The 21,854-nt window shown below is 58.0% G+C and carries 27 protein-coding genes; 14 read left to right on the top strand and 13 right to left on the bottom strand.

Going from position 1 to position 21,854, the window contains the following annotated elements; translation table 11 throughout:
* Nucleotides 1-63: 63 nt before the first annotated feature.
* Both ppk2 and ACR0JF_RS03545 read left to right on the top strand, forming a co-directional pair.
* Nucleotides 64-993 (top strand): polyphosphate kinase 2, encoded by a 930-nt coding sequence (ppk2, locus tag ACR0JF_RS03550; RefSeq protein ID WP_170660237.1) that lies wholly within the window; start codon nt 64-66, stop codon nt 991-993.
* Nucleotides 994-1,130: 137 nt separating this feature from the next.
* Nucleotides 1,131-2,495, top strand: a complete 1,365-nt coding sequence (locus tag ACR0JF_RS03545) for an MATE family efflux transporter (RefSeq protein WP_170660306.1) — start codon at nt 1,131-1,133, stop codon at nt 2,493-2,495.
* A 3-nt stretch (nt 2,496-2,498) separates the two neighbouring features.
* Here the strand turns inward: ACR0JF_RS03545 and ACR0JF_RS03540 are convergent, their stop codons facing one another.
* Nucleotides 2,499-2,900 carry a hypothetical protein gene (locus tag ACR0JF_RS03540; RefSeq protein WP_170482531.1) on the bottom strand — a complete coding sequence of 134 codons (402 nt, stop codon included), beginning with the start codon at nt 2,898-2,900 and terminating at the stop codon, nt 2,499-2,501.
* A gap of 13 nt (nt 2,901-2,913) precedes the next feature.
* On the bottom strand, nt 2,914-4,116 hold the full coding sequence (locus ACR0JF_RS03535) for a pyridoxal phosphate-dependent aminotransferase (RefSeq protein ID WP_170660236.1): 1,203 nt from the start codon (nt 4,114-4,116) through the stop codon (nt 2,914-2,916).
* A gap of 92 nt (nt 4,117-4,208) precedes the next feature.
* On the opposite strand from ACR0JF_RS03535, the gene ACR0JF_RS03530 reads away from it, so the two are divergent.
* The 3 genes from ACR0JF_RS03530 (at nt 4,209) to ACR0JF_RS03520 (ending at nt 5,432) form a co-directional block, all read left to right on the top strand.
* A complete protein-coding gene (locus ACR0JF_RS03530; RefSeq protein WP_170660305.1) occupies nt 4,209-4,607 on the top strand; it encodes a helix-turn-helix domain-containing protein in 399 nt (132 codons plus the stop codon).
* Entirely contained in the window at nt 4,600-4,857 is a 258-nt protein-coding gene (locus tag ACR0JF_RS03525) for a succinate dehydrogenase assembly factor 2 (protein WP_170660235.1), read from the top strand. The genes ACR0JF_RS03530 and ACR0JF_RS03525 overlap by 8 nt, the downstream gene beginning before the upstream one ends.
* A 77-nt stretch (nt 4,858-4,934) precedes the next feature.
* Nucleotides 4,935-5,432 (top strand): MarR family winged helix-turn-helix transcriptional regulator, encoded by a 498-nt coding sequence (locus ACR0JF_RS03520; RefSeq protein WP_170374133.1) that lies wholly within the window; start codon nt 4,935-4,937, stop codon nt 5,430-5,432.
* Here the strand turns inward: ACR0JF_RS03520 and ACR0JF_RS03515 are convergent.
* The 3 genes from ACR0JF_RS03515 to ACR0JF_RS03505 are packed head-to-tail and all read right to left on the bottom strand — an operon-like array spanning nt 5,426 to nt 7,265.
* Nucleotides 5,426-6,139: a DUF1194 domain-containing protein gene (locus tag ACR0JF_RS03515; RefSeq protein ID WP_170660234.1), complete on the bottom strand. Its 714-nt coding sequence runs from the start codon at nt 6,137-6,139 to the stop codon at nt 5,426-5,428. The two genes, ACR0JF_RS03520 and ACR0JF_RS03515, sit on opposite strands and share 7 nt — an antisense overlap.
* A complete protein-coding gene (locus ACR0JF_RS03510) occupies nt 6,136-6,870 on the bottom strand; it encodes a DUF1194 domain-containing protein (RefSeq protein WP_170660233.1) in 735 nt (244 codons plus the stop codon). Before ACR0JF_RS03510 ends, ACR0JF_RS03515 begins: the two co-directional genes overlap by 4 nt.
* Entirely contained in the window at nt 6,837-7,265 is a 429-nt protein-coding gene (locus ACR0JF_RS03505) for a VOC family protein (RefSeq protein ID WP_170374130.1), read from the bottom strand. The genes ACR0JF_RS03510 and ACR0JF_RS03505 overlap by 34 nt, the downstream gene beginning before the upstream one ends.
* Before the next feature lie 177 nt (nt 7,266-7,442).
* Here ACR0JF_RS03505 and thyX point away from each other — a divergent pair, with 177 nt between their 5' ends.
* Both thyX and ACR0JF_RS03495 read left to right on the top strand, forming a co-directional pair.
* On the top strand, nt 7,443-8,354 hold the full coding sequence (gene thyX / locus ACR0JF_RS03500) for an FAD-dependent thymidylate synthase (protein ID WP_170482552.1): 912 nt from the start codon (nt 7,443-7,445) through the stop codon (nt 8,352-8,354).
* Between the two features lie 58 nt (nt 8,355-8,412).
* A complete protein-coding gene (locus ACR0JF_RS03495) occupies nt 8,413-8,715 on the top strand; it encodes a hypothetical protein (protein WP_170660232.1) in 303 nt (100 codons plus the stop codon).
* A gap of 87 nt (nt 8,716-8,802) precedes the next feature.
* Here the strand turns inward: ACR0JF_RS03495 and ACR0JF_RS03490 are convergent, their stop codons facing one another.
* Nucleotides 8,803-9,009, bottom strand: coding sequence for a cold-shock protein (locus ACR0JF_RS03490; RefSeq protein ID WP_008758035.1), 207 nt, complete (start codon nt 9,007-9,009; stop codon nt 8,803-8,805).
* A 213-nt stretch (nt 9,010-9,222) separates the two neighbouring features.
* On the opposite strand from ACR0JF_RS03490, the gene ACR0JF_RS03485 reads away from it, so the two are divergent.
* Together ACR0JF_RS03485 and ACR0JF_RS03480 are read left to right on the top strand one after the other, a co-directional pair.
* Nucleotides 9,223-9,540, top strand: coding sequence for an ArsC/Spx/MgsR family protein (locus ACR0JF_RS03485; RefSeq protein ID WP_170660231.1), 318 nt, complete (start codon nt 9,223-9,225; stop codon nt 9,538-9,540).
* A 41-nt stretch (nt 9,541-9,581) separates the two neighbouring features.
* Entirely contained in the window at nt 9,582-9,950 is a 369-nt protein-coding gene (locus ACR0JF_RS03480) for a hypothetical protein (protein ID WP_170660230.1), read from the top strand.
* Between the two features lies 1 nt (nt 9,951).
* Here the strand turns inward: ACR0JF_RS03480 and ACR0JF_RS03475 are convergent, their stop codons facing one another.
* The 5 genes from ACR0JF_RS03475 to thrS form a co-directional block, all read right to left on the bottom strand.
* Entirely contained in the window at nt 9,952-10,470 is a 519-nt protein-coding gene (locus tag ACR0JF_RS03475) for a DoxX family protein (protein ID WP_170459064.1), read from the bottom strand.
* The gene (locus ACR0JF_RS03470) at nt 10,467-11,228 is read right to left on the bottom strand and encodes an HvfC/BufC N-terminal domain-containing protein (protein WP_170660229.1); all 762 of its coding nucleotides are present in this window, start codon (nt 11,226-11,228) and stop codon (nt 10,467-10,469) included. Before ACR0JF_RS03470 ends, ACR0JF_RS03475 begins: the two co-directional genes overlap by 4 nt.
* Nucleotides 11,225-12,082 carry an MNIO family bufferin maturase gene (gene bufB, locus ACR0JF_RS03465; protein WP_170465887.1) on the bottom strand — a complete coding sequence of 286 codons (858 nt, stop codon included), beginning with the start codon at nt 12,080-12,082 and terminating at the stop codon, nt 11,225-11,227. The genes ACR0JF_RS03470 and bufB overlap by 4 nt, the downstream gene beginning before the upstream one ends.
* A gap of 73 nt (nt 12,083-12,155) precedes the next feature.
* The gene (locus ACR0JF_RS03460) at nt 12,156-12,458 is read right to left on the bottom strand and encodes a BufA1 family periplasmic bufferin-type metallophore (protein WP_170374122.1); all 303 of its coding nucleotides are present in this window, start codon (nt 12,456-12,458) and stop codon (nt 12,156-12,158) included.
* Between the two features lie 221 nt (nt 12,459-12,679).
* Complete coding sequence (gene thrS / locus ACR0JF_RS03455) at nt 12,680-14,638, bottom strand: threonine--tRNA ligase (protein ID WP_170660228.1); 1,959 nt, start codon at nt 14,636-14,638, stop codon at nt 12,680-12,682.
* A 215-nt stretch (nt 14,639-14,853) separates the two neighbouring features.
* Here thrS and ACR0JF_RS03450 point away from each other — a divergent pair, with 215 nt between their 5' ends.
* The 4 genes from ACR0JF_RS03450 to ACR0JF_RS03435 all read left to right on the top strand — a co-directional run bounded on the left by ACR0JF_RS03450 (nt 14,854) and on the right by ACR0JF_RS03435 (nt 18,049).
* A complete protein-coding gene (locus tag ACR0JF_RS03450; RefSeq protein WP_170660227.1) occupies nt 14,854-15,603 on the top strand; it encodes an alpha/beta fold hydrolase in 750 nt (249 codons plus the stop codon).
* A complete protein-coding gene (locus tag ACR0JF_RS03445; RefSeq protein WP_170660226.1) occupies nt 15,603-16,595 on the top strand; it encodes an alpha/beta fold hydrolase in 993 nt (330 codons plus the stop codon). The genes ACR0JF_RS03450 and ACR0JF_RS03445 overlap by 1 nt, the downstream gene beginning before the upstream one ends.
* Before the next feature lie 40 nt (nt 16,596-16,635).
* Nucleotides 16,636-17,250, top strand: a complete 615-nt coding sequence (locus tag ACR0JF_RS03440; RefSeq protein WP_170660304.1) for a hypothetical protein — start codon at nt 16,636-16,638, stop codon at nt 17,248-17,250.
* 82 nt (nt 17,251-17,332) lie between these two features.
* On the top strand, nt 17,333-18,049 hold the full coding sequence (locus tag ACR0JF_RS03435; protein WP_170660225.1) for an alpha/beta fold hydrolase: 717 nt from the start codon (nt 17,333-17,335) through the stop codon (nt 18,047-18,049).
* Here ACR0JF_RS03435 and ACR0JF_RS03430 read toward each other — a convergent pair.
* Together ACR0JF_RS03430 and phaZ are read right to left on the bottom strand one after the other, a co-directional pair.
* A complete protein-coding gene (locus tag ACR0JF_RS03430) occupies nt 18,040-18,618 on the bottom strand; it encodes a DUF6151 family protein (protein ID WP_170660224.1) in 579 nt (192 codons plus the stop codon). The two genes, ACR0JF_RS03435 and ACR0JF_RS03430, sit on opposite strands and share 10 nt — an antisense overlap.
* 5 nt (nt 18,619-18,623) lie before the next feature.
* Nucleotides 18,624-19,895 carry a polyhydroxyalkanoate depolymerase gene (phaZ, locus tag ACR0JF_RS03425; protein WP_170660223.1) on the bottom strand — a complete coding sequence of 424 codons (1,272 nt, stop codon included), beginning with the start codon at nt 19,893-19,895 and terminating at the stop codon, nt 18,624-18,626.
* 111 nt (nt 19,896-20,006) lie between these two features.
* Between phaZ and ACR0JF_RS03420 the strand changes: the two genes are divergently transcribed.
* Complete coding sequence (locus tag ACR0JF_RS03420) at nt 20,007-21,809, top strand: class I poly(R)-hydroxyalkanoic acid synthase (RefSeq protein WP_170660222.1); 1,803 nt, start codon at nt 20,007-20,009, stop codon at nt 21,807-21,809.
* The last annotated feature ends 45 nt before the right edge of the window (nt 21,810-21,854 follow it).

Raw genomic sequence — 21,854 nt, 5'->3', positions numbered from 1 at the left:
ACGCAGGATCTTGCGCTTTCTGCTAGCTCGTTCTCAAGACAAGAACAACAAGAGGACAGCTGAATGGAAACGACCGCCCAGAAGAAACCCGAAGCCGTTAGCATCAAGGTAGTGCCCACACCTGCACCCGAACCGGCCGTGCCCAGCGCCGAGAAGATTCGGCACGCGTTCGAAAGCGGGAAGTACCCCTATGGTCGCAAGATGGCACGCAAGGATTACGAGACGCAGAAAGCCAAGTTGCAGGCCGAATTGCTTAAGGTTCAGCATTGGGCTCAGGATACGGGTCAGCGGTTCGTGTTGTTGTTCGAGGGTCGCGACGCTGCGGGCAAGGGCGGTACGATCAAGCGCTTCATGGAACATCTCAACCCGCGTCAGGCGCGTGTCGTCGCGCTCAACAAGCCCACGTGGGAGGAGAAAGGCCAGTGGTATTACCAGCGCTACATTCAGGAGCTGCCCACCGTTGGCGAAATGGTGTTCTACGATCGCTCCTGGTACAACCGTGCCGGCGTTGAGCGGGTGATGGGCTTTTGCGATCCCAACGAGTATCTGGAATTCATGCGTCAAACCCCGGATTTGGAACGGATGCTGGTGCGCTCGGGCATCAATCTCTACAAATACTGGTTCTCGGTCACGCAGGAAGAGCAACAGCGCCGCTTCAAGAGCCGTGAAACCGATCCGTTGAAACAGTGGAAGCTGTCGCCCATCGACAAGGCCAGCTTGGACAAGTGGGACGACTACACTGAGGCGAAAGAGGCGATGTTCTTCTACACCGACACCGCTGACGCGCCATGGACCGTTGTCAAATCTAACGACAAGAAACGCGCGCGCCTGAACTGCATGCGCCATTTCCTGTCGACGCTGGATTATCCGGACAAAGATGTGTCCATAGTTGATCAGCCTGATCCGCTGATCGTCGGTCAGGCGCATCATGTGATTCACCGCTCGGATCATATTCTGGGAACGGCGCTGCACCCGGACGCCAAATCCAACTAAAACGCAAAGTGGAAAGAAGCCGTTGAGTGCCAACCTGCAACGGCTTCTTCTTTCGGCGGGCATCCATCTAAAGTCTCACACTGAGTTTTTCTTTTCTGCCTTGATTTCGGGCAGGGCGCGGGCCTATGGCTGGCGAGATGACGAAAGTGATGACATATCCCGCCCATTTCCGGGCGATCGCTGTGCTTGGCCTGCCGCTGGTTGGCGGGCATTTGGCGCAGTTCGCAATTGGCCTGACCGATACGGTGATGCTGGGTTGGTACGGGGTTGAGGCCCTGGCCGCAGTGACACTGGCAAGCAGCTACTACTTTGTGTTGTTCCTGTTTGGGGCCGGATTTGGCTGGGCCGTCATGCCCATGGTGGCGACGGCCGCGGCGGAAGAGGATGAGACCAGCATCCGCCGCTCGACCCGCATGGGCTTGTGGTTGTCACTGCTCTATGCCGCACTGATGATGCCACTGCTATGGTGTTCCTATCCCATCCTGATTGCCCTGAAACAGGAGCCGCAGGTGGCGCAGACCGCCTCGGAATATCTTCGCGTTGCAGGATGGGGGCTGTTTCCTGCGCTGCTGGTGATGGTGCTGAAGTCTTATCTGGCCGCGTTGGAGCGTACTCAGATCGTGCTATGGATCACCGTGATCGCTGCGGTCGTGAATGGCGTCACGAATTATGCCCTGATCTTCGGCAATTGGGGCGCGCCCGAGCTTGGGGTCATGGGTGCAGCAATTGCGTCCGTGGTGACGCAGATCGTGTCTCTGGTTGCGGTTATCATCTATGCGGTTCGGGTTCTGCCAGAGCACAGTCTGTTTCAACGCTTCTGGCGCCCGGATTGGGATATGTTTGGCCGGGTTCTGCGGCTGGGTGTTCCGATTGGCCTGACCACACTGGCCGAAGTCACGCTGTTTGCGACCTCGGCGATCATGATGGGGTGGCTGGGGCAGGTGCCGCTGGCGGCGCATGGGATTGCGCTCAACCTCGCTTCGGCCACCTTCATGGTGCATCTAGGCCTGTCAAACGCGGCGACCATTCGTGCGGGCAATGCGCTGGGTCGCCGCGACCGCGCGCATCTGGAGCGTGGCGCGATTGCGGTTACCGGCATGTCTCTGGTCGTGTCTGTCCTTACGATCATACTCTTCCTGACCTGTGCTGAGCCTCTGATCTCGCTATTTATGGAGGCCGACAATGCGCAGCGCGTCGAGATTCTGGCGATTGGCACCGGCCTCCTGGCCATGGCGGCCCTGTTTCAGCTGGTCGATGGTGCGCAGGTGATCGCGCTGGGCCTGCTCCGCGGGTTGCAGGATGCACAAGTGCCGATGATCATGGCAGCCCTCAGCTATTGGGTGATCGGAATCCCGGCCTCGTACTATTTCGGCTTCGTCCAGGGCATGGACGGAATCGGCGTCTGGATGGGCCTTGTGCTCGGGCTGGCCTTTGCGGCGGTTCTGCTGATGGCGCGGTTCTGGATGCGATCTGTCCGCGAGGTGGGCGTACCGGCCGAGTAACCCTCAGCCGCCTTTCAGCCGGTCCGCTTTTTTGCGCACCAGAACCGAGCGCAGATCGTGCATCGCCATCAACAGCCGGTCGGTCACCTCTTCAAGCTGTTCTTCCGAGGCTTTGGACTGCGCCCATTGAGTGGTCAGGTTCAGGTAGTCGACGGCCCGGTGAATATCGTCGATATCGCGCTGGGCCAGCAGGGCCTTGCGCGCATCCATCCATCGGGCGATCTCGGCCTTGTCGGCCTCGGTCAGGCTGCGTTGACCATGTGGTTTGACCTCGCCATTGCGGATGTTGATGACCGCGATCTGATCCATCTCGATCCGCTGCTGCCGGTTCTCGGTGTCGATCCTGAAAACCACGGCCCCGTTTTCTCGGACGCGGAAATAATACTCTGGCAGCTCTGCGGTCATGCGTGGCTCCGGCTTAGGTCAAAGAGGCACAAAAACGCTGGATACGCGTGCAGGCCTCGGTCAATGCCTCATCCGAGGTCGCGTAGCTGACCCGGAAGTTCGGCGACAGGCCAAAGGCCGCACCGAAAACGACGGCCACGTCATGTTCTTCCATTAGGGCGGTGGCAAACGCCTCATCCGAGTCGATCACCGTGCCTTGCGGCGTGGTCTTGCCAATCAGCCCAGCGATTGAGGGGTAGACGTAAAACGCGCCTTCGGGTGTCGGGCAGGTGATTCCGTCGATGGCGTTCAACATGCCGACGACCAGATCGCGACGGCGTTTGAACGTCTCGTTGTTTGGGGCCAGAAAGTCCTGCGTGCCGTTCAACGCTTCTACCGCTGCCCACTGGCTGACCGAGCAAGGGTTCGACGTGGACTGAGACTGAATCTTGCGCATCGCGGCGATGATTTCGACCGGACCGGCCGCGTAGCCAATCCGCCAGCCGGTCATCGCATAGGCTTTGGAGACGCCATTGCAGGTCAGCGTTCGATCATAGAGGCCGGGCTCAACCTCGGCAGGGGTGCAAAACTCGAACCCGTCATAGGCGAGGTGTTCATACATATCGTCCGACATGATCCAGACATGCGGGTGGCGCATCAAAACGTCGGTCAGCGCTTTCAATTCGTCCCGGCTATAGCCCGCGCCTGTAGGATTCGAGGGCGAGTTGAAGATGAACCATTTGGTCTTAGGCGTGATCGCGGCTTCAAGTTGTACGGCTGTCAGCTTGAAGCTGTTCTCCAACGTGGTCTCGACCACAACAGGCGTTCCGCCCGCCAGCAGGACCATATCGGGATAGCTGACCCAATACGGCGCGGGGATCAGAACCTCATCGCCTTCGTTCATTGTCGCCATCAACGCGTTATAGAGCGTTTGCTTACCGCCTGTTCCGACCGAGATCTGCGCGGGCGTATAGTCCAGCCCATGATCGCGTTTCATCTTGGCGCAAGCCGCCTGTTTCAGCTCGGCAATGCCATCGGGTGCCGTGTATTTCGTCTTGCCCGCCGCAATGGCTGCGACAGCTGCATCCTTGATGTTCTGCGGCGTATCGAAATCCGGCTCACCCGCGCTGAGGGCGATGATATCGCGCCCGGCGGCTTTCAACTCGGCCGCTTTTGCGGTCATCGCGACGGTCGGAGAGGGTTTTACGCGTGACAATGTCGCAGACAGGAAACTCATGAGCGGCCTCGGTTTGTATGTTCAACCTGTCTGTCATAGGGTTCGCCCGATTGACGATCAAGCTGTATGACACACCAGAATTGGAGACCCCGATGAACGACGAAACCGACTGGTACGGACCGGATGCTGCAACGTTCGGAGACAGACTGGCCGGGGCGCGCGAAGCAGCGGGGATGACGCAGGCACAATTGGCGCGTCGTCTGGGTGTCAAGAAGGCGACGATCGCGGCGTGGGAGAACGACCTGTCCGAACCGCGCGCCAATCGCTTGTCGATGATGGCAGGCATGATCAATGTCTCGATCATGTGGCTGCTGACCGGTGAGGGCGAAGGCATGGAGGCCCCGGTAGAAGAGGGCGAGGCCAGTCTGGAACTGGCGGGCGCGGTCGCCGAATTGCGTGCCATTCGTGGTGAGATGCGTGCCAGCGCAGAGCGGGCCGCCCGCTTGGAAAAGAAACTGCGTTTGATGCTGGAGCAGGACAGGAATGACTGAAACACGCGAGGTTCGGATCAAACGCCTGCAGATGCGCTCCATGCGGCGGGGGATCAAAGAGATGGATCTGATCCTGTCAGCTTATGCCGAGCGCAACCTGAACTCGATGGATACGGCCGGGCTGGACTTGTATGACGCGCTTCTGAAGGAAAACGATCAGGACCTGTATCAATGGGTCACTGGGCAGGTGAACACGCCCGATCCTTTCGCTGACCTGATCGCGGATATCGCGCAAACATTTCAAAAATAAAGAAAATCAGACTTAACCGATTTTTCGGAAATTCAGGTCATCGTGTCTGAAACGACACGGCTGAATCGGAGGGTCGGATGAGTATGGAAATGCAGGTCTCTGCGTCGGGGGCCAAAGGTTTCATGACCAGCTATCTTGAGGCGCTCGCGCTGGTCGAGCGTCTGCATCGTCTGTTGCTGGATGTCATCAAGGATGAGTTCGAACGGGTGGGCGTGCTGGAAATCAACGCGGTTCAGGCGCTTTTGCTGTTTAACATCGGCGACCATGAGGTGACCGCCGGCGAATTGAAAAGCCGCGGCTACTATCAGGGCAGCAATGTCAGCTACAACCTCAAGAAGCTTGTGGAGATGGGGTATATGCACCACCAACGCTGCGAGATTGACCGGCGCTCGGTCCGCGTTCGTCTGACGCCACAGGGGCGCGAGATTCGTGATATCGTGTCTGAGCTGTTCTTGCGCCATGCCGAAGGACTACAGAACCGCGGCGTTCTGGGGGCGGAAGGGATCGAGGATATCACCACTTCGCTGCGTCGGGTCGAACGCTATTGGACGGACCAGATTCGTTATATCTACTGATCAGAGGCTTGGGATAGGATGATCCCCTGCAGCTCTCGGATCAGTTTGCGGGTCATGGCATCCTCATAGGCCTCAAAACCAAGTGCGACCTCGACAAACGCATCAGGGCCGAGGATGACCCAAGCGTTGTAGTAGGCGGACAGCTCTCCAATCTGGACATCCCGTTGGTCGCCATAGTTGGAGTCGTCGACACCGATCACCAAACCGTTGATGGTGATGCCGTTGTCCTGCAGCAGCGCCTTGGCTGCGCGTGGGTGGAGACCGAGATTGTGTTTCCCATCTCCGGACAAATCCAAAGTGCGCTTCCAACACTCCGGTTGTTGATTTAAGAGGTCCGCGCCAAACAGCATCGCATTGCCCACGGCTGTGCCTTGCGGCGCGGCGCTGCGGGTCACGTCTCCCAGTCTCGCCGCGATCCTGCCTAGATCAGATTCGGTGCGGATTTCGGTCCATTTTACAAGCACGCGCTGATGGCCGGGTTCGCTCCATTCGAACACCGCAAGGCGAACGGGAAATGCGAGGTTTGCCAAAATGATCTTGCGGATTTCAGGGCGCCGCAACGCAGCAGCCAAACCATCGATCTGCAACCTGTACTCGTGAACGTCGACAGAGCCGGACACATCCAACCCAAGCGCCAGAGCTTGACGGCATTGCGCCGAAACGGATCCTGCCAGAAGGCAACAAACAAGCGCGAGCAACCGTGTCATCTATGGCCTGTTTCTTGCAGAGATCCCAATTGTAGGCCGCTCAATTCTCGTTCCAGCTTGCGGCGCATGGCACGCTCAAAGTCTTCAAACCCCTGCGCGATTTCAAGAAAAGCACCCGGTCCATGCAGGACGTTTTCCTGGAAGAATGGAACCAGAAACAACTCGCCCTCGAAATCGGCGGCATTGATCACCAACCCGTTCACCGTGACAGCGTCGAAGGGAAAATGCTTGTAAGCGATTTTAGGGCCATAACCGTCATTGTTCGCCCCATCTCCGGAGAGATCAATGGTCCGAAACAGACAGTCCGGACCATCCTTTAGCATGGTGGCCCCGTATGCCAGCGCATGCCCCATTGCGGTGGCAGACCCTGAATCCGAACGCTCGGACTGGCTGATCCGGGTTGCGGCGGCCAGCAGGTCGCCTTCGTTTTCGATCAACTTCCACGGCAACACGACATGCTGAGTGGATCGGCCGCTCCATTCATAGACGGCCAGCGCAACAGGCGCGGGAGACGAGAAAAAAGCGGCTTGAACCTCGGGTGCGAGCATCGCGGAGGCAAGGCCCTGACGTTGCAGCGCATCCTCGGCCTGATCTACAGAGACCGAGATATCCAGCGCCAGCAAAAGGGCCAACCGGCAGTCTTCGGCCTGCGCGGGGCTGGCCAACGCGGCCAACCCCAGTGCTGTCAGAGTGCGGATCACCAGTGCCCGGTACTCTCCATGCTGCTCCATGGCTCGGCGGGCTCTAGTGCGTCACCGTTCTGCAGCAACTCTACCGAGATGTTGTCGGGCGAGCGAATGAAAGCCATCCGACCGTCGCGAGGCGGGCGGTTGATCACCACGCCATTGTCCTGCAGGTGCTGGCAGGTCTCATAGATGTTGTCGACACCATAGGCGAGATGACCGAAATGACGACTGTCACTCGGCAGCGCATCGTCACCGTCCCAGTTATAGGTCAGCTCGAGCGGGCGATCCTCCTGCCCGGGAGGGGCCATGAAGATCAGCGTGAACCGGCCTTGTTCACTTTCGTGGCGGCGCGTTTCCTTCAGGCCTAGCAGCTCATAGAACGCCATTGATTTCTCAAGATCCTTCACGCGGACCATGGTGTGCAAGTATCTCAGCCCCATCTTGGCCTTCCTCCTTTTCTTCGCTTGATGCGCAGCTTAGCGCGGTTGTGCGAGGTGTCGAGAGGGGCCGGGAACACGATTTCGAACTTCGCGCCTATTACAGCAGATATCGCGGTTCCAGTGGTGGAGTTGACGATATATAGTGGGTGTCGACTCATTCTTGGAAAGGATAATTTCATGCCTCTGTCTGCCGACCAACTGGCCGAGATCGAAGCGCAGCGCGCGCAATCGCATCCAACTCGCCGCGTTGTAGCACCGGGCATGGAAGACCATCTGTACACGGCCCATCAGGTGTTGGACCACGGTTTTGTCCGGGTCATCGACTATATGGGCGACGATGCAGCCATCTGTCAGGCAGCGCGTGTGTCCTACGGCAAAGGCACCAAATCCGTGCAAAATGACGAGGGCCTGATCCGCTATCTGATGCGTCACTGGCATTCGACCCCGTTTGAGATGTGCGAGATCAAGCTGCACGTAAAACTTCCGGTTTTCGTCGCGCGCCAGTGGATTCGCCACCGGACCGCCAATGTGAACGAATACTCGGCGCGCTATTCGATTCTCGACCGTGAGTTCTATATTCCCGCCCCTGACCACGTGGCCGCGCAGTCCGAGGTCAACAACCAGGGTCGAGGGTCCGCCTTGGAAGGGGAAGAGGCCGCGCGCGTGCTGGAAATCCTAAAGGCCGACAGCGCCCGCTGCTATGACAACTATGAGGCGATGATCAATCAGGACGGGCAACAAGGTTTGGCGCGCGAACTGGCGCGGATGAACCTGCCCGCAAACATCTATACGCAGTGGTATTGGAAGGTGGACCTGCACAATCTGTTCCACTTCCTGCGTCTGCGCGCTGACCCGCATGCCCAATACGAGATCCGGGTCTATGCCGATATGATGTGCAAGATCGTCGCCGATTGGGTGCCTTTCGCCTATAGGGCGTTCGAGGATTATCGGCTGGGTGCCGTTAACCTCTCGGCCCAAATGGTCGACAGCCTGCGCCGGATGTTGGCAGGTGAGACTGTGACCCAGGAGAACTCGGGCATGACGGCGCGAGAATGGCGTGAGTTCGAGGATGTAATCCGTAAGGATTGAGCCTCAGAAGCATATCTTTTGTATATACGTTTTGTCATGAAGATGTTACATTGGCTTCATGACTTATCTGTTTCGCCTGATCCCACTGTGTCTTGTGCTGGCGTCACCTGCGCAGGCAAAATCACCTATAGCCGAAATACTGTGTGAAGCGACCCCTAGGCTGCAAGAGAAATTGACCCGCCAATTCGGCGCCGAACGCGTGGCAACCGGCATGCGCGGGCCCGAGCAGATCATGGAGGTCTGGAGCAGCGACCGCGGCGACTGGACCATGGTCGTTACTTACGCGACAGGAACGTCCTGCATCGTGGCAATGGGCGAAGACTGGCATGCCCGCACCAACGAGACATCGACGCGTGGGTAACGCCGATTTCTAGGGAATATTTGGCTGACGGCCTGAAATTGGCCGTCAGCCTTGATTGGAAACACCCCACATCTGGCGGGGTGGAGGTTACAACGGCTTCAAATCAGCTGCCATCTGGCGGCCGTCACGCCCGTCCTGCAACTCGTACGAGACTTTCTGATTGTCTGCGAGTCCGGTGAGGCCGGATCGTTCTACGGCCGAGATATGAACAAACACATCTTTGCCCCCCTCATCAGGGGCAATAAACCCATAGCCTTTGGTAGTGTTAAACCATTTCACGGTGCCGGTTGGCATGTCCCGTGTCTCCTTCTACTTGCGCATTGTCCCACAAATTGGTGGGGGCTGTGTCGACGTCATGGCGTATCGGGCTGATTTCTGGGTCAGATACAGTCCGAAATGCACGTTTCGTCTTTTTCAACATTGCACGGTGAAGTAAAAAATCAAGAATTACCGCTGGAAACCAACCAGTTTGCATAAAAAAGTTACAAATGCAGGAGCAGCTCAAAAATGCGCCTTTATGGTTTGAAAAACTGCGATACGTGCCGTAAGGCGCTGAAATCGCTACCAGAAGCGACTCTCGTGGATGTAAGGGCGGACGGAGTTCCGGCTGAGACCCTTTCGCAAGCTTTTGCCACGTTCGGCGAGGCTTTGCTCAATACCCGGTCAACCACGTGGCGCGGATTGGACGAAGCCGAGCGCGCACGGCCGCCGCTGGAGTTGCTGGCCGATCATCCGACGCTGATGAAGCGCCCTCTGATCGAAAAGGACGGAGAGTTGTTTCTGGGGTGGACCGCTGAAACACGGGCCTCTCTTGGTGTTGCGTAGCCGCGTACCTATCTGCTGATACGAACTGTAAAGGAAGATACATGCGAAACGCTGCCATGATTTTGGGCGTCATCGCCGGTTTGATCGGTATGATTGTCGGTTTTTTCGGATATGGCTATGTCGAAGCCATCAAGCATTTTGGCGATATCGAAGGGATTGCCGAGCAGGTGGATAACCCTGACCTGATTCAAGCGGCCTCGATCGTTGCGCCTTTGTTGGCGATCGCGGGTGGGGCCATGGCCCATGCGCGGGCGTTGATTGCGGGGATCTTGCTATTGGCCTCGGCTGCTGGGATGTACTATGCGTTCGGTTTCGGCGTCTTCACCATGTTCCCGATTGCCTTTGCCGCGGTAGCCGGGGTGCTCGGGCTCGCCGCGGGAAAACCGGACGAACCCAAGGCTCATTTCTGAGTTATTTCAGGCGCAGGATGCGGTCCAACGACAGCGGGCCTGCGCCATTGATGACCATAACCAGAAACAGGAAGGTCCACATGGTGCGCTGATCCACAAGGTCAGGCGCGGCATTGAACAGGCTGCCCAGTTTCACGCCATGGCCGGTCACGTCGACAATGGTCTGCACCCAGACAAACCCGATCATTGCGACCGCCGCCAGACGCGTGAACAGACCAACCAGCAGCAGCGCGGGCAGGACGAACTCGGCCACGGTGCCAAGGAAGATCACGATCCGCTGGAAGAACGTCATTTGCGTGACGTCCCAAAGCACGGCTTCGGCGGCTTTCGGAAAGATTTGCCCAAACGCACCACTGGATGGCGAGAAGATCGACCCATCAATCTTCAGCATCGCCGAGTTCCAGTAGTAGACGAGCAATACAGCAATAAACACGAGCCGGGCGAGGGTAGGCGTCAGCCAACCGGACGCATGGTCCACCTTTCCCAAAACGGAGTTGTGGATTGAGATGAGCGCAGTCATGACTCCAGCCTTTCGATAGTCACAGAGGTTATTGCACCGCCTTGCAAAAGCAGTGCCAGAGTGGTTCCAAGATCAAAATCGGGCGTGTCGGCAGCGGTTTTTTCGAACGCGCTGCCGATGGTGTCGCCCGCTTGCATATGTGCGATCCAGTCTGCTCCGCCTTTGGGCAGCAGATGTGGGGCTGGATCATATTCCGGGCGGGTGACCAGAACATCCTCGGCTTGAGCGGCCGGTTTAGGGGCGTCCGCTTCCGAATTGTAGCGCCAGATCGCGTGGATCGGCCAATCCGACTGGATCACCCGCATCGCCGGGGCAAAACTCAGCCGTGCGCGCATCACGTCTTCCGGGGGAACGGCCAGCGCATCGGCGGGTGCGGGCGTGCTGTCTGCCGCGTGGTAGGAGTGGCGCAGGGCAAGTTCCAGCCGCGCCATATCGGCAAGGTAGCCCAGATGGGACAGCTGAGGCATTCCGGCGACAAAGGCGGGAAACTCCTCACCATAAAACATCATCAACGGGGATGTAGGCGGGTGCTGGCGTAGGAAAATGCCCGAAAGGCCATCCATGTTCTGTGGTCCAAGCAGCTTGGTGATCACGGGAAAGGCCTGCTGCATGGCCTCGGTCAGTGAGACAGCGACATTGTTGCGATAGACGCTGAACCGCCGACCGGCGGGTTGGTTTTCAGAATCCAGCAAACCCTCCGGGACCGGGGTAGTGGCGTCCAGAAGCGCGGCGCGGAACTGGGTTTGCGACACGCTCATGCCGGGATCCGCTCCAGAGCCGCCTGGGCGCGCACGGCCTCGTCCCGCAGGACCGGCCAGTCAGGAACATCCGTGTCCCACTCGACCAAGAGAGGCTTCGGCCCCGACCGATCCAGAACATAGTCCAAAAGCGCCCAGACCGGATCAACGACCTCGCGACCGTGGCTGTCGATCAGCAGAGGTTTACCGTGGTCGTCTTCGTCTTCATCGTGACCGCCGAGGTGAATCTCACCAACCTTTTCAAGCGGGTAGGCATCGATATAGCCCTGGGGCGAGAAGTCCAGATTGGTGGCCGAGACAAAGACGTTATTCACGTCCAGCAACAGCCCGCATCCGGTTCGGTTCGAAACTTCGCGCAGGAAATCGGGCTCGGACCAGGTGCTTTCCTCAAATGCCAGATAGCTGGAGGGGTTTTCGAGCAGCATTTGCCGTCCAACCACCTCTTGTACCTGGTCGATATGATCGCAGATGCGGGTCAAAGTGGCATCGGTATAGGGCAGGGGCAGAAGGTCGTTCAGGAAGTGGCTGTCATGAGTCGACCAAGCCAGATGCTCAGAGAAGCTGGCCGGGTTCAGCCAGCCGACCAGATGTTTCAATCGCGCCAGATGGTCTGCATCCAGCGGGCCTTCGCCGCCGATGGACAGGCCAACACCGTGGACCGAGATTGGGAATTGTTCTGACAGATGGCGCAGTTGCGCCAGCGGGCGGCCGCCGTCGCCCATGTAGTTCTCGGCGTGGATTTCCAGCCATGCGACGGGCTGTGCGTGTTCAAGGATCTGTGCAAAGTGCTGCGGTTTATACCCAACACCCGGCGCTGCGGGCAGTCGGTTCGACCTGAGTGCGTCGTCCAGCATGAGGCAGTTCCCTATGATCACGTCAAAAGGGGCGGGCGACTTGGCCCGCCCCGTGGATCTCGTATGGCAGATATTATGCCGGCAGGTCGCGGTTCAGTTCTTCCAGCGAACCTTTGCGCGGGGTGCCGTCTGCCTGTGCAGGCAGTTCGATATCGGCGCAGGTGCCTGCATCAACCAGAGTCCAGGCGTTGCCCTGATAGTCAACAGTCGAGGTGCCCGCGCATGTGGTGCCGGGGCCTGCGGCGCAATCGTTCTGACCGGCCAGCGAAACGCCATAGCATTTCTCTTTCGCTTGTGCGGAGGCGGTGGTTGCTGCGCCCGAAACGGCGGCTGCGACGGCTGTTGCGATAACCAGGGATTTGGCTGTGTTCGACATCTCGGTAATCCTTTTGATGACTGCGTATGTCTGCTTGTGACAATGACAAAGGTAACGACTAGTGAGCCACAGTTAAATTCACGAGGCCGTGTCTCACAAGCGCGTCAGGCATTGTCATGCCCTCTTGCAGGTTAACAAATTGTTTTTGAATTGAAAAAAGGAAAATGTTTCAATCCGGCCCCGATTTCAGGGCCGGATGAGGGGTCAAAAACTGACTTATGTTACAGCAGGTCCGGTGGGGTGGCTGCCTTGGACAGCTCATTTGTTACAGTCTCAAGAGATTGAACCTGCGTTTGTTTTTCGCCCAGTCGGCGGACACTTACAGTGCGATCATCAACCTCGCGGTGACCCACCGCCAGGATGACCGGAACCTTGCCGACCGAGTGCTCGCGGACCTTGTAGTTGATCTTTTCGTTGCGGATATCCGCCTCGGCCCGGACGCCAGCGGCGCGGAGCGTTTCAACAACTTCGGCCACATAGTCATCCGCATCCGAGGTGATCGAGGCCACAACGACCTGCCGCGGCGCCAGCCAGAACGGCAACTTGCCCGCGTGTTCTTCGATCAGAATGCCGATGAACCGTTCGAACGACCCAAGGCAGGCCCTGTGCAGCATGTAGGGGCGATGCTTGGACCCGTCAGCGCCGATGAAATTCGCATCCAGACGCTCGGGCAGGTTAGGGTCGACCTGAAGCGTGCCGCATTGCCAATTCCGGCCGATGGCATCTGTCAAAGTGAACTCCAGCTTCGGACCGTAGAATGCGCCCTCGCCTTCCAAGACCTCGTACTCATACCCAGCGGCCTTGCAGGCATCGCCCAAAGCTTTCTCGACGAAATCCCAGCTTTCATCGCTGCCGATCCGCTTTTCCGGGCGGGTGGACAGTTTGATGGTCCAGTCGTGGAAGCCAAGGTCGGCGTAGACCTTCGACAGGAAAGCAATGAACTTTGCGGTCTCGGATTCGATCTGATCCTCGGCGCAGAAGATGTGACCGTCGTCCTGAGTAAAGCCGCGCACCCGCATGATCCCGTGCAGCGCGCCCGAGGGCTCATAGCGCGCGCAGGAGCCAAACTCGGCCATACGCAGCGGTAGATCGCGATAGGATTTCAGGCCCTGATTGAACACCTGCACATGGCAAGGGCAGTTCATCGGCTTCAACGCATTGATCGCCTTTTCGCGGGCATGCTCTTCGTCGACTTCAACGATGAACATGTTTTCCTGGTACTTGTCCCAGTGGCCCGAAGCCTCCCACAGTTTGCGGTCTACGACCTGTGGGGTGTTGACCTCGACATAGCCGTCACGGTCCTGCATCCGGCGCATGTAGTCCTGCAGGGTGGTGTAGATTTTCCAGCCGTTGGGATGCCAGAACACCTGACCCGGAGCCTCTTCCTGCATGTGATACAGGTTCATCTCGCGGCCCAGCTTGCGGTGGTCGCGCTTGGCGGCCTCCTCCAGCATGTTCAGGTGCGCTTTGAGCTTTTCCTTTCCGGTGAAGGCTACGCCATAGATGCGCTGCAACATCGCGCGGTCGCTGTCGCCACGCCAATAGGCACCCGCAATGCTCATCAGCTTGAAGGCATCGCCCGGCAGTTGACCGGTGTGCTGCAGGTGCGGGCCGCGGCACAGATCCTGCCAATGGCCGTGCCAATACATGCGGAGAGGCTCATCACCCGGAATGGCTTCGATCAGCTCGACCTTATAGGGCTCGTTGTTGGCCTTGTAGAATTCGATCGCGCGGTCACGATCCCAGACCTCGGTGGTGACGGGGTCGCGCTTGTTGATGATCTCTTTCATCTTTTTCTCGATGAGGCCGAGATCTTCGGGCGTGAATGGCTCTTCGCGGTCAAAGTCATAGTACCAGCCGTTTTCGATAACGGGGCCGATGGTGACTTTGGTCGCGGGCCAGATTTCCTGCACGGCGCGGGCCATCACATGCGCCAGATCGTGGCGGATCAGCTCATTGGCCTGATCTTCATCCTTCATGGTGTGGATGGCGATTTGGGCATCTGCATCGATGGGCCATTGCAGGTCCCAGTGCTGACCGTTCACTGTGGCCGAGATGGCTTTTTTCGCCAGCGAGGTTGAGATGTCGGCAGCTACCTGCGCGGGCGTTACGCCTGCGTCATAGGAACGTGCATTGCCATCGGGAAAGGTGAGAGAGACGGATTTTGAATCCAGGGCCATATCGGCTCTCCTCGTCGGTTTGGCGCCCACTGAACGCCCGGTTGCGGGTTATTTGCGTCTGGCTGCTTTGGCAGGTGGTGGGAATTGTGTCAAGAGCGGGAGCGAGGGGCCAGCCCCTCGCGCTACCCGAGGTATTTTTAGCCAGATGAAGGGGGATCACGGAATTGCACTTGGACGGGGGGCGTGCATGATGTCAGGAAAGCAAAGAGGGCTTCATGGCAGCAACAGATTTTTTGGAAACGGCGCAGGGGCGGCGGTTGGCTTATCACAAGAGTGAAGGGGCCGGTCCGACCATTGTTTTTCTGGGCGGTTTGAAATCGGATATGGAGGGCACCAAGGCCGTTCATCTTGAGGCTTCGTCGAAAGCACGGGGGCAGGCGTTCTTGCGGTTTGACTATTCAGGGCATGGCGAAAGCTCTGAGGCGTTCACAGACGGCTGCATTGGAGATTGGCACGAAGACACGCTGGCAGCGGTGGGTGCCTTGACCGAGGGGCCTTTGGTGGTCGTTGGGTCCTCGATGGGCGGTTGGCAGGCGCTGCTGCTGGCAAAGGCGTTGCCGGAGCGAATTGTTGGCATGGTGACCATCGCGGCAGCCCCGGATTTTACCGAGGACGGCTATTGGGCGTCCTTCTCAGATGCGCAGAAGGCAGCGCTGGAGGAGGTTGGGCATGTGGAATTGCCCTCAGACTATATGGAGCCTTACATCATCACAAAGCATATGATCGAGGATGGTCGGCAGCGCCTGGTTCTGCGGGACGCGTTGGATCTGCCGTTTCCCGTGCGTTTTTTGCAGGGTACGGCTGATACGGCGGTATCGACTGAAACAGCCGTACGCCTATTGGAGCATGCGACTGGCCCGGATATGAGATTGTTGCTGGTCAAGGATGCGGATCATCGGTTCTCCGACGGGCCGTGTCTTGGTTTGATCGAGAACGCCGTGCTCGACGTTCTGGGGGATGGGTAATGCGTTGGTTCGGATGGGTGCTGGGGCGAATTTTACTGGCGCTGATCGTCGTCGGGGGCCTGCTCTATTGGTTCGGGCCGCGGGAAGAGGTGAACCTGAACCCAGATTTCGACTCCCGCAAGTTTGGCGAAGGTGTTCAGGTCTATTTGGAAAGCACGGAGTCCGCCTTTGACGATATCGTTCCCGGTGTCGAAAAGCGTGTGATCTGGCAGGACGGGTTCAAAGAACAGCGGACGCCTTTTTCGGTGCTATATGTCCATGGCTTCTCGGCTAGTTCAGAAGAGATCCGTCCCGTGCCTGATATGGTCGCTGATGCTTTGGGCGCCAATCTGGTATATGCGCGATTGCAAGGTCATGGCCGAGATGGTTCGGCGATGGGCGATGCGACCGCCTCGGGTTGGATGAAGGACATGGCCGAGGGGCTGGCGGCGGCCAAAGCTGTTGGTGACAAAGTTGTAGTCATTTCGACATCGACCGGGGGCACGCTGGCGGCGGCGGCGGCTTTGAACCCGGACCTCAGCGAGGATGTCGCGGCGATGGTGTTCGTATCACCGAATTTCGGGGTAAATGCGGCAGGGGCGTTTATACCCGGTCTGCCTTGGGCTCGGGATTGGTTGCCACTGCTGATGGGGCCGGAACGAGATGTATCCGGGCCAGATCCAGAAAAGAACAAGTACTGGACTTCGGTTTACCCGTGGGAGGCCGTGGTGCCGATGACAGTTCTGGTCGAAACGGTCTACGGTCTTGATTTCTCAAAAGCTTTGGTGCCGGCGTTGTTCTGGTTTTCCGATAATGATCAGGTCGTACGCCCGGACAAGACCCATAAGGTGGCCGAGGGATGGGGTGCGCCAGCAACAGTTGAGCTTGTCACCATGGGGCCGGGGGATGATCCGATGTCGCATGTGATTGCCGGTCGCCTGATGTCTCCGGACCAGACAGAGCCGACGGTGAATGGGATATTGGCGTGGTTGAAAACGCAGGGGATCGAATGACCCCTTGTTCAAGGGCATAGCGATGCGCAAGCCGGGTAGTATGTGGAGCCTTGAGACGCTGGGTCGTGTGCGTCTGTCCCGGCATTTCTTCATGCGCGACTTCCTGTACTCCGAGATCGGGAATTTCCACCAAAAGCAGAACCTGCCTGAGAACCCGGACCTTGCCATAGAAACCGGTAGCGCCTTTTGCCAAACCTTGCTTGACCCGCTTGAGGAGACCTTTGGCCGGGTCGCAGTGCGCTCGGGCTATCGGTCGCTGTCCTTGAATGCGTTTGGCAACGAAAACCGACTGAACTGCGCGCGCAATGACAATCCGCTGGAGTGCCATATCTGGGACTGGGGGCAGGGTGAGGCGCGGGTCGCTGGTGCATCTATCGTGATCCCCTGGTTTGCGGATCGCTACGCGCAGGGGCGGGACTGGCGCGATCTCGCGTGGTGGATGCATGATCATCTTGACTATTCCGAGATCTGGTTCTTCCCGAAACTCTGCGCATTCAATCTGGTGTGGCGTCCAAAGCCTCAACGCCGGATCGACAGCTATATCGCGCCCAAAGGTTGCCTTTTACGACCGGGGGCCGAGCCGGCCGAAACCCTTTCTGCCCGTCAGAAACGCTATGCTGATTTCCCACCATTCCGTGGAATCGCCTATCCGTAAAGATTCACTTGCTGGGCTGATCCAAACCTTCCATCCTGATGAGAAGGAACGACTCGGATAACCGAGCAGAAGGAGGCCCCACGTGATTGAGCCGCTGGTGTTGTTGCCGGGTTTGATGTGTGATGCCCGGCTGTTTCATCCCCAAATTGATGCGTTTTCACGCCGCCGTGCCGTGGTCGTCTCGGCGATCAGTCGGGGGGAGCGTATTGAAGAGATCGCCTCGGACCTACTGGATCAGTTGTCCCATCGGTTCGCGCTGGCAGGGCACGGGCTGGGCGGCGTGGTGGCGTTGGAGCTTGTTCGACGTGCCCCGGATCGGGTGTCGCGCCTGTGCCTGATCTCGACCGATGCGCAGGCCGACACCCCGCAGATCGCGGCGGGGCGGGAGGATCTGATCATCGGCGCACAGGCCGGTCGGCTTGAGGAGGTGATGCGGCAGGTTGTCGGGTCGGACACTCTGGCGCCGGGGCCGCACCGCATACCTGTGTTGAATGACCTGCTGGCAATGGCAATGGATTTAGGCCCCGAGGTTTTTGTCACCCAGATGCGCGCGTTACAGAGGCGCGCGGATCAGCAGGGCACACTGCGCCGGATCAAAGCGCCCAGCCTGATCCTGTGTGGAAAGCATGACCGGCTGACGCCCGAGCGCAAGCATGCCTTCATGGCGGACATGATCCCAAATGCGGTGATGCACACAATCGACGCGGCTGGATATCTGCCAACGCTGGAAGCGCCTGGGCAGGTGATCGACCTGATGCAAGCATGGCTAGATGAACCCTTGCGCATGGCCTACGGGTAGAGCGCTGCGCGTTCCTCTTTGCTGATCACCGTCGGTGTCACGACGGGTTCAAAACTCTCAGGATCAAAGAACGGCGTGTTTTTCCACCCACCGGATAGTCTTGATTTGATCACGCGGCGCAGCAACCCGATTGCCGCCGGGGCCAGATTTTCGTGCTTTTGCTTGCCGTTGGGCCGAGGCACGAAGCCTCGGGTCGAGATCGGGCCAAGCCGTGTGCGATCATCGATACGCAATGCGATGAACCCAGCAAAGGGGAATCTGGCGGTGCGTGGCGTGGTTGCCAAGGGTGCATTGCAGCATTTGGCATACCATCGCAGCATGCCCTTCGGGCTCAGAGACATCGCCGCCAAATGTTCGGCGCCGCTGTCAATCGTGGCCTCGTCGGGGGCGATTTGAAACACCTCAACCGGGCCGGGGGCCGGGTCGGGTTGGCCGAAGTAAAGTTGGGCCGCACGGCAGTCGTGGCAAAAACATTCGGCATGGGTACCCAGACGCGCACCACCAGATGTGATGCGGCCTGTCAGTGTCCCGCAGACGCAAGAAAATGTGAGGTCAGACTCTGACGCCAAAGCCCTTACGCGACTTTGTTGCTGTTGGCCGCCCGACGACGCGGTTTGCGGCTGTTCTCATTCATGAAATCGATGACCAGCGGGCGGATATTGTCGCGCCAGCTGCGGCCAGCGAAGATGCCGTAATGCCCCGCACCGGGTTCGACATGGCTGGCTTTCTTGCTGTCCGGCAGACCGGTACACAGATCAAGCGCAGCGATACACTGCCCAGGCGCCGAAATGTCGTCATTCGCGCCTTCCACGGTTTTCACAGCCACATCGGTGATCTTGCCCATATCAACCTTGTGCCCGGCGACGACAAATTTGTTTCGCCCGATCTCGCGGTTTTTGAAAATGCGTTCGACCGTGGAGAGATAAAATTCGGCCGGCATATCCATGACGGCGAGGTATTCATCGTAGAAGCGGTTATGGGCATCATGGTCCGAGGCTTCCCCCCGCATCACGCGCTGGATCTGATCCGTGAAGGCTGTAGAGTGGCGTTCGGCATTCATCGACATGAACGAAGCCAGCTGCAACAGGCCGGGATAAACCATCCGACCCACGCCTTTGTATTTGAAACCAACGCGCTGGATCATGGTCTCTTCCAACTGGCCCATCGTCACGCGACGGCCAAAGTCGGTTACGTCGGTCGGGGTGGCGTCGGGATCGACCGGGCCACCAATCAGGGTCAGGGTACTGGGTTGGGCCTTTGGTTCGACCTCGGCCAGATAGGCGGTTGCTGCTAGCGTCAACGGCGCGGGCTGGCAAACCGCGACGACATGGGTATCCGGGCCAAGCTCTTTCATAAAATCGACAAGGTAGAGGGTGTAATCCTCGACATCGAACTTTCCGGCGGACACGGGGATATCGCGCGCGTTATGCCAATCGGTGATGTAAACTTCGCAATTGACCAGAAGGCTTTTGACGGTCGAGCGCAGCAAAGTTGCGTAGTGACCGGACATCGGAGCCACCAAAAGCACCTTGCGAGGTTGCGTTTCGCGCCCGTTTACCTTGAAATGGAGAAGGTCCCCAAAGGGACGCTCCAGAACCGAGGTGACTTCGACCAGATGATCTTTGCCATCTTCACACGTGAAAGTCCGGATGCCCCAATCGGGCTTCGCGACCATGCGTTGAAAGGTGCGCTCGGTCACTTCACCCCAGGCGGCCATCCAGCTGAACGCCGGGTTCGGGACCATCGAAAACAGTGGGTAGGAGGCCATCGCATTTGCCGTCGAACCAAGCCATTGGTTCGTATTGCGCATGGTTTCCATCAGATCGTAGGTCATCATGTAGCGCATCGAAGGATCCTCCGGAGTATCAACCTGAGAGTTCGGACCATTCGTCGCTTTGTCGACCAACGTCCGCGACGTTATTCTGCATAGCAGCGAGAGTAGGGGTGAATTGTTAAAATGACAACAAGTGAAGACACTACGGGCAAAGTTACCGAAGAACATATTGAACGCATTAAAGAAAATATGGAGAAGGTTGAGGCTCTCTCCAAGCGCCTGATCGAAGTCATGGCTTCGAAAAAGTCTCATGTCCCGGCATTGGACGGCCCGAATCAAGAGCTTTATGCACGTGCGGCAACGGCCTACTGGGCAGACGCATTGCAGAATCCCGCCAAACTGCTGGAACAGCAGATCGAATACTGGGGTAAGTCCGTTCTTAACTTTGCCGAGGCGCAGCAGGCACTGACCACAGGCGAAGTGGATGAAGACGAACCCAAGTCCAAGGACAAACGCTTTTCCAACCCGCTTTGGGACACCAACCCCTATTTTCGCTTGATCCGCCAGCAGTACCAGACCAATGCCGAAGCCATTGCGCAGGCAGTGTCGTCGGTTGAGGACCTTGAAGAGAAGGACAAGCAGCGCCTTCAGTATTTCTCGCAGCAGATCATCGATCTGATGGCCCCCACCAATTTTCTGGCAACCAACCCCGATGCCTTGGAGAAAGCTGTCGAAACCGAGGGGCAATCCCTGATCCAAGGGCTTGAGAACCTCGTCTCGGATCTAGAGGCCAACGATGGTGAGCTTGTGGTCAAGCTTGCCGATGACAGTGCATTCGAGGTTGGGGTCAATATTGCGACCAGCCCCGGCGATGTTGTCTATCGCAACCGCATGATGGAGCTGATCCAATACAAACCGGCAACCGAGACGGTGCACGAAACGCCCATCGTTCTGTTCCCGCCGTGGATCAACAAATTCTACATTCTCGACCTCAAAACCCAGAACAGCCTGATCAAATGGGTGACCGAGCAGGGATACACTCTGTTTGTCGTCAGCTGGATAAATCCCGACTCCACCTACGCCGATGTGGGGATGGAGGACTATATTCAGGATGGGTTCCTGACTGCGATCGAGACGGTCAAGAAGATCTGCAAAGTAAAACAGGTCAACGCCGTTGGGTATTGCATTGCGGGCACGACGCTTAGCCTGACCCTGTCACTGCTCAAACAGCGCGGGGACAAATCGGTCAAGTCGGCGACCTTCTTTACGGCTCTGACCGATTTTGGCGATCAAGGAGAATTCACGCCGTTTTTGCAAAACGACTTTGTGGATGGGATCGAGGATCAGGTCGCCAAGGATGGCCTCCTCCGCGCATGGATTCTTGGGCGCACCATGTCATTCCTGCGTTCGCGCGACCTGATCTACACGCCAGCGATCCGCAGCTATATGATGGGAGAGACCCCTCCGGCCTTTGACCTGCTGTATTGGAACGGCGACGGCTCGAACCTGCCGGGGAAGATGGCGGTGCAGTATCTGCGCGGCCTGTGCCAGCACAACGAATTCGTGGGCGACGGCTTCGAGATGCTGGGCCACAAGCTGCATGTCAGGGATGTGGATGTCCCCCTGATGGCTATCACCTGCGAGACGGACCACATCGCCCGCTGGAAAGACTGCTATCGCGGTGTTCAGAAGATGGGGTCCAAGTCCAAGACTTTTGTTGTGTCAGAGTCCGGCCACATTGCAGGGATCGTGAACCCGCCCAGCAAGAAGAAATACGGCCACTACACCAACCCTGATCTGAAATTGGATGCCGAGGCCTGGTTGAAAGACGCTGACTTTCACGAAGGATCTTGGTGGCCGATGTGGGGAGCATGGCTGAAAAAACGGTCTGGCAAGCAGGTCCCGGCGCGCGAAACGGGTGATTCGGAGCATCCGAGCCTGTGTCCGGCGCCTGGAAGCTATGTTTTGCTAAAGGCAAATCGTTGAGCAAATCGTTGATTTCAAAATGAAACTCGATTTTTTCTGCATTGC

The organism is Ruegeria sp. BG11, from assembly GCF_056538565.1.
Note: the sequence above shows the minus strand (reverse complement) of the source record. Positions and strands in the feature narration are given on the sequence as shown.

What these genes read in the sequence shown, in the direction of transcription:
- ppk2 (WP_170660237.1), top strand. Translation starts at nt 64, where the DNA reads ATGGAAACGACCGCCCAGAAGAAACCCGAAGCCGTTAGCATCAAGGTA.
- ACR0JF_RS03545 (WP_170660306.1), top strand. Translation starts at nt 1,131, where the DNA reads ATGACGAAAGTGATGACATATCCCGCCCATTTCCGGGCGATCGCTGTG.
- ACR0JF_RS03540 (WP_170482531.1), bottom strand. Translation starts at nt 2,900, where the DNA reads ATGACCGCAGAGCTGCCAGAGTATTATTTCCGCGTCCGAGAAAACGGG.
- ACR0JF_RS03535 (WP_170660236.1), bottom strand. Translation starts at nt 4,116, where the DNA reads ATGAGTTTCCTGTCTGCGACATTGTCACGCGTAAAACCCTCTCCGACC.
- ACR0JF_RS03530 (WP_170660305.1), top strand. Translation starts at nt 4,209, where the DNA reads ATGAACGACGAAACCGACTGGTACGGACCGGATGCTGCAACGTTCGGA.
- ACR0JF_RS03525 (WP_170660235.1), top strand. Translation starts at nt 4,600, where the DNA reads ATGACTGAAACACGCGAGGTTCGGATCAAACGCCTGCAGATGCGCTCC.
- ACR0JF_RS03520 (WP_170374133.1), top strand. Translation starts at nt 4,935, where the DNA reads ATGAGTATGGAAATGCAGGTCTCTGCGTCGGGGGCCAAAGGTTTCATG.
- ACR0JF_RS03515 (WP_170660234.1), bottom strand. Translation starts at nt 6,139, where the DNA reads ATGACACGGTTGCTCGCGCTTGTTTGTTGCCTTCTGGCAGGATCCGTT.
- ACR0JF_RS03510 (WP_170660233.1), bottom strand. Translation starts at nt 6,870, where the DNA reads ATGGAGCAGCATGGAGAGTACCGGGCACTGGTGATCCGCACTCTGACA.
- ACR0JF_RS03505 (WP_170374130.1), bottom strand. Translation starts at nt 7,265, where the DNA reads ATGGGGCTGAGATACTTGCACACCATGGTCCGCGTGAAGGATCTTGAG.
- thyX (WP_170482552.1), top strand. Translation starts at nt 7,443, where the DNA reads ATGCCTCTGTCTGCCGACCAACTGGCCGAGATCGAAGCGCAGCGCGCG.
- ACR0JF_RS03495 (WP_170660232.1), top strand. Translation starts at nt 8,413, where the DNA reads ATGACTTATCTGTTTCGCCTGATCCCACTGTGTCTTGTGCTGGCGTCA.
- ACR0JF_RS03490 (WP_008758035.1), bottom strand. Translation starts at nt 9,009, where the DNA reads ATGCCAACCGGCACCGTGAAATGGTTTAACACTACCAAAGGCTATGGG.
- ACR0JF_RS03485 (WP_170660231.1), top strand. Translation starts at nt 9,223, where the DNA reads ATGCGCCTTTATGGTTTGAAAAACTGCGATACGTGCCGTAAGGCGCTG.
- ACR0JF_RS03480 (WP_170660230.1), top strand. Translation starts at nt 9,582, where the DNA reads ATGCGAAACGCTGCCATGATTTTGGGCGTCATCGCCGGTTTGATCGGT.
- ACR0JF_RS03475 (WP_170459064.1), bottom strand. Translation starts at nt 10,470, where the DNA reads ATGACTGCGCTCATCTCAATCCACAACTCCGTTTTGGGAAAGGTGGAC.
- ACR0JF_RS03470 (WP_170660229.1), bottom strand. Translation starts at nt 11,228, where the DNA reads ATGAGCGTGTCGCAAACCCAGTTCCGCGCCGCGCTTCTGGACGCCACT.
- bufB (WP_170465887.1), bottom strand. Translation starts at nt 12,082, where the DNA reads ATGCTGGACGACGCACTCAGGTCGAACCGACTGCCCGCAGCGCCGGGT.
- ACR0JF_RS03460 (WP_170374122.1), bottom strand. Translation starts at nt 12,458, where the DNA reads ATGTCGAACACAGCCAAATCCCTGGTTATCGCAACAGCCGTCGCAGCC.
- thrS (WP_170660228.1), bottom strand. Translation starts at nt 14,638, where the DNA reads ATGGCCCTGGATTCAAAATCCGTCTCTCTCACCTTTCCCGATGGCAAT.
- ACR0JF_RS03450 (WP_170660227.1), top strand. Translation starts at nt 14,854, where the DNA reads ATGGCAGCAACAGATTTTTTGGAAACGGCGCAGGGGCGGCGGTTGGCT.
- ACR0JF_RS03445 (WP_170660226.1), top strand. Translation starts at nt 15,603, where the DNA reads ATGCGTTGGTTCGGATGGGTGCTGGGGCGAATTTTACTGGCGCTGATC.
- ACR0JF_RS03440 (WP_170660304.1), top strand. Translation starts at nt 16,636, where the DNA reads ATGTGGAGCCTTGAGACGCTGGGTCGTGTGCGTCTGTCCCGGCATTTC.
- phaZ (WP_170660223.1), bottom strand. Translation starts at nt 19,895, where the DNA reads ATGCGCTACATGATGACCTACGATCTGATGGAAACCATGCGCAATACG.
- ACR0JF_RS03420 (WP_170660222.1), top strand. Translation starts at nt 20,007, where the DNA reads ATGACAACAAGTGAAGACACTACGGGCAAAGTTACCGAAGAACATATT.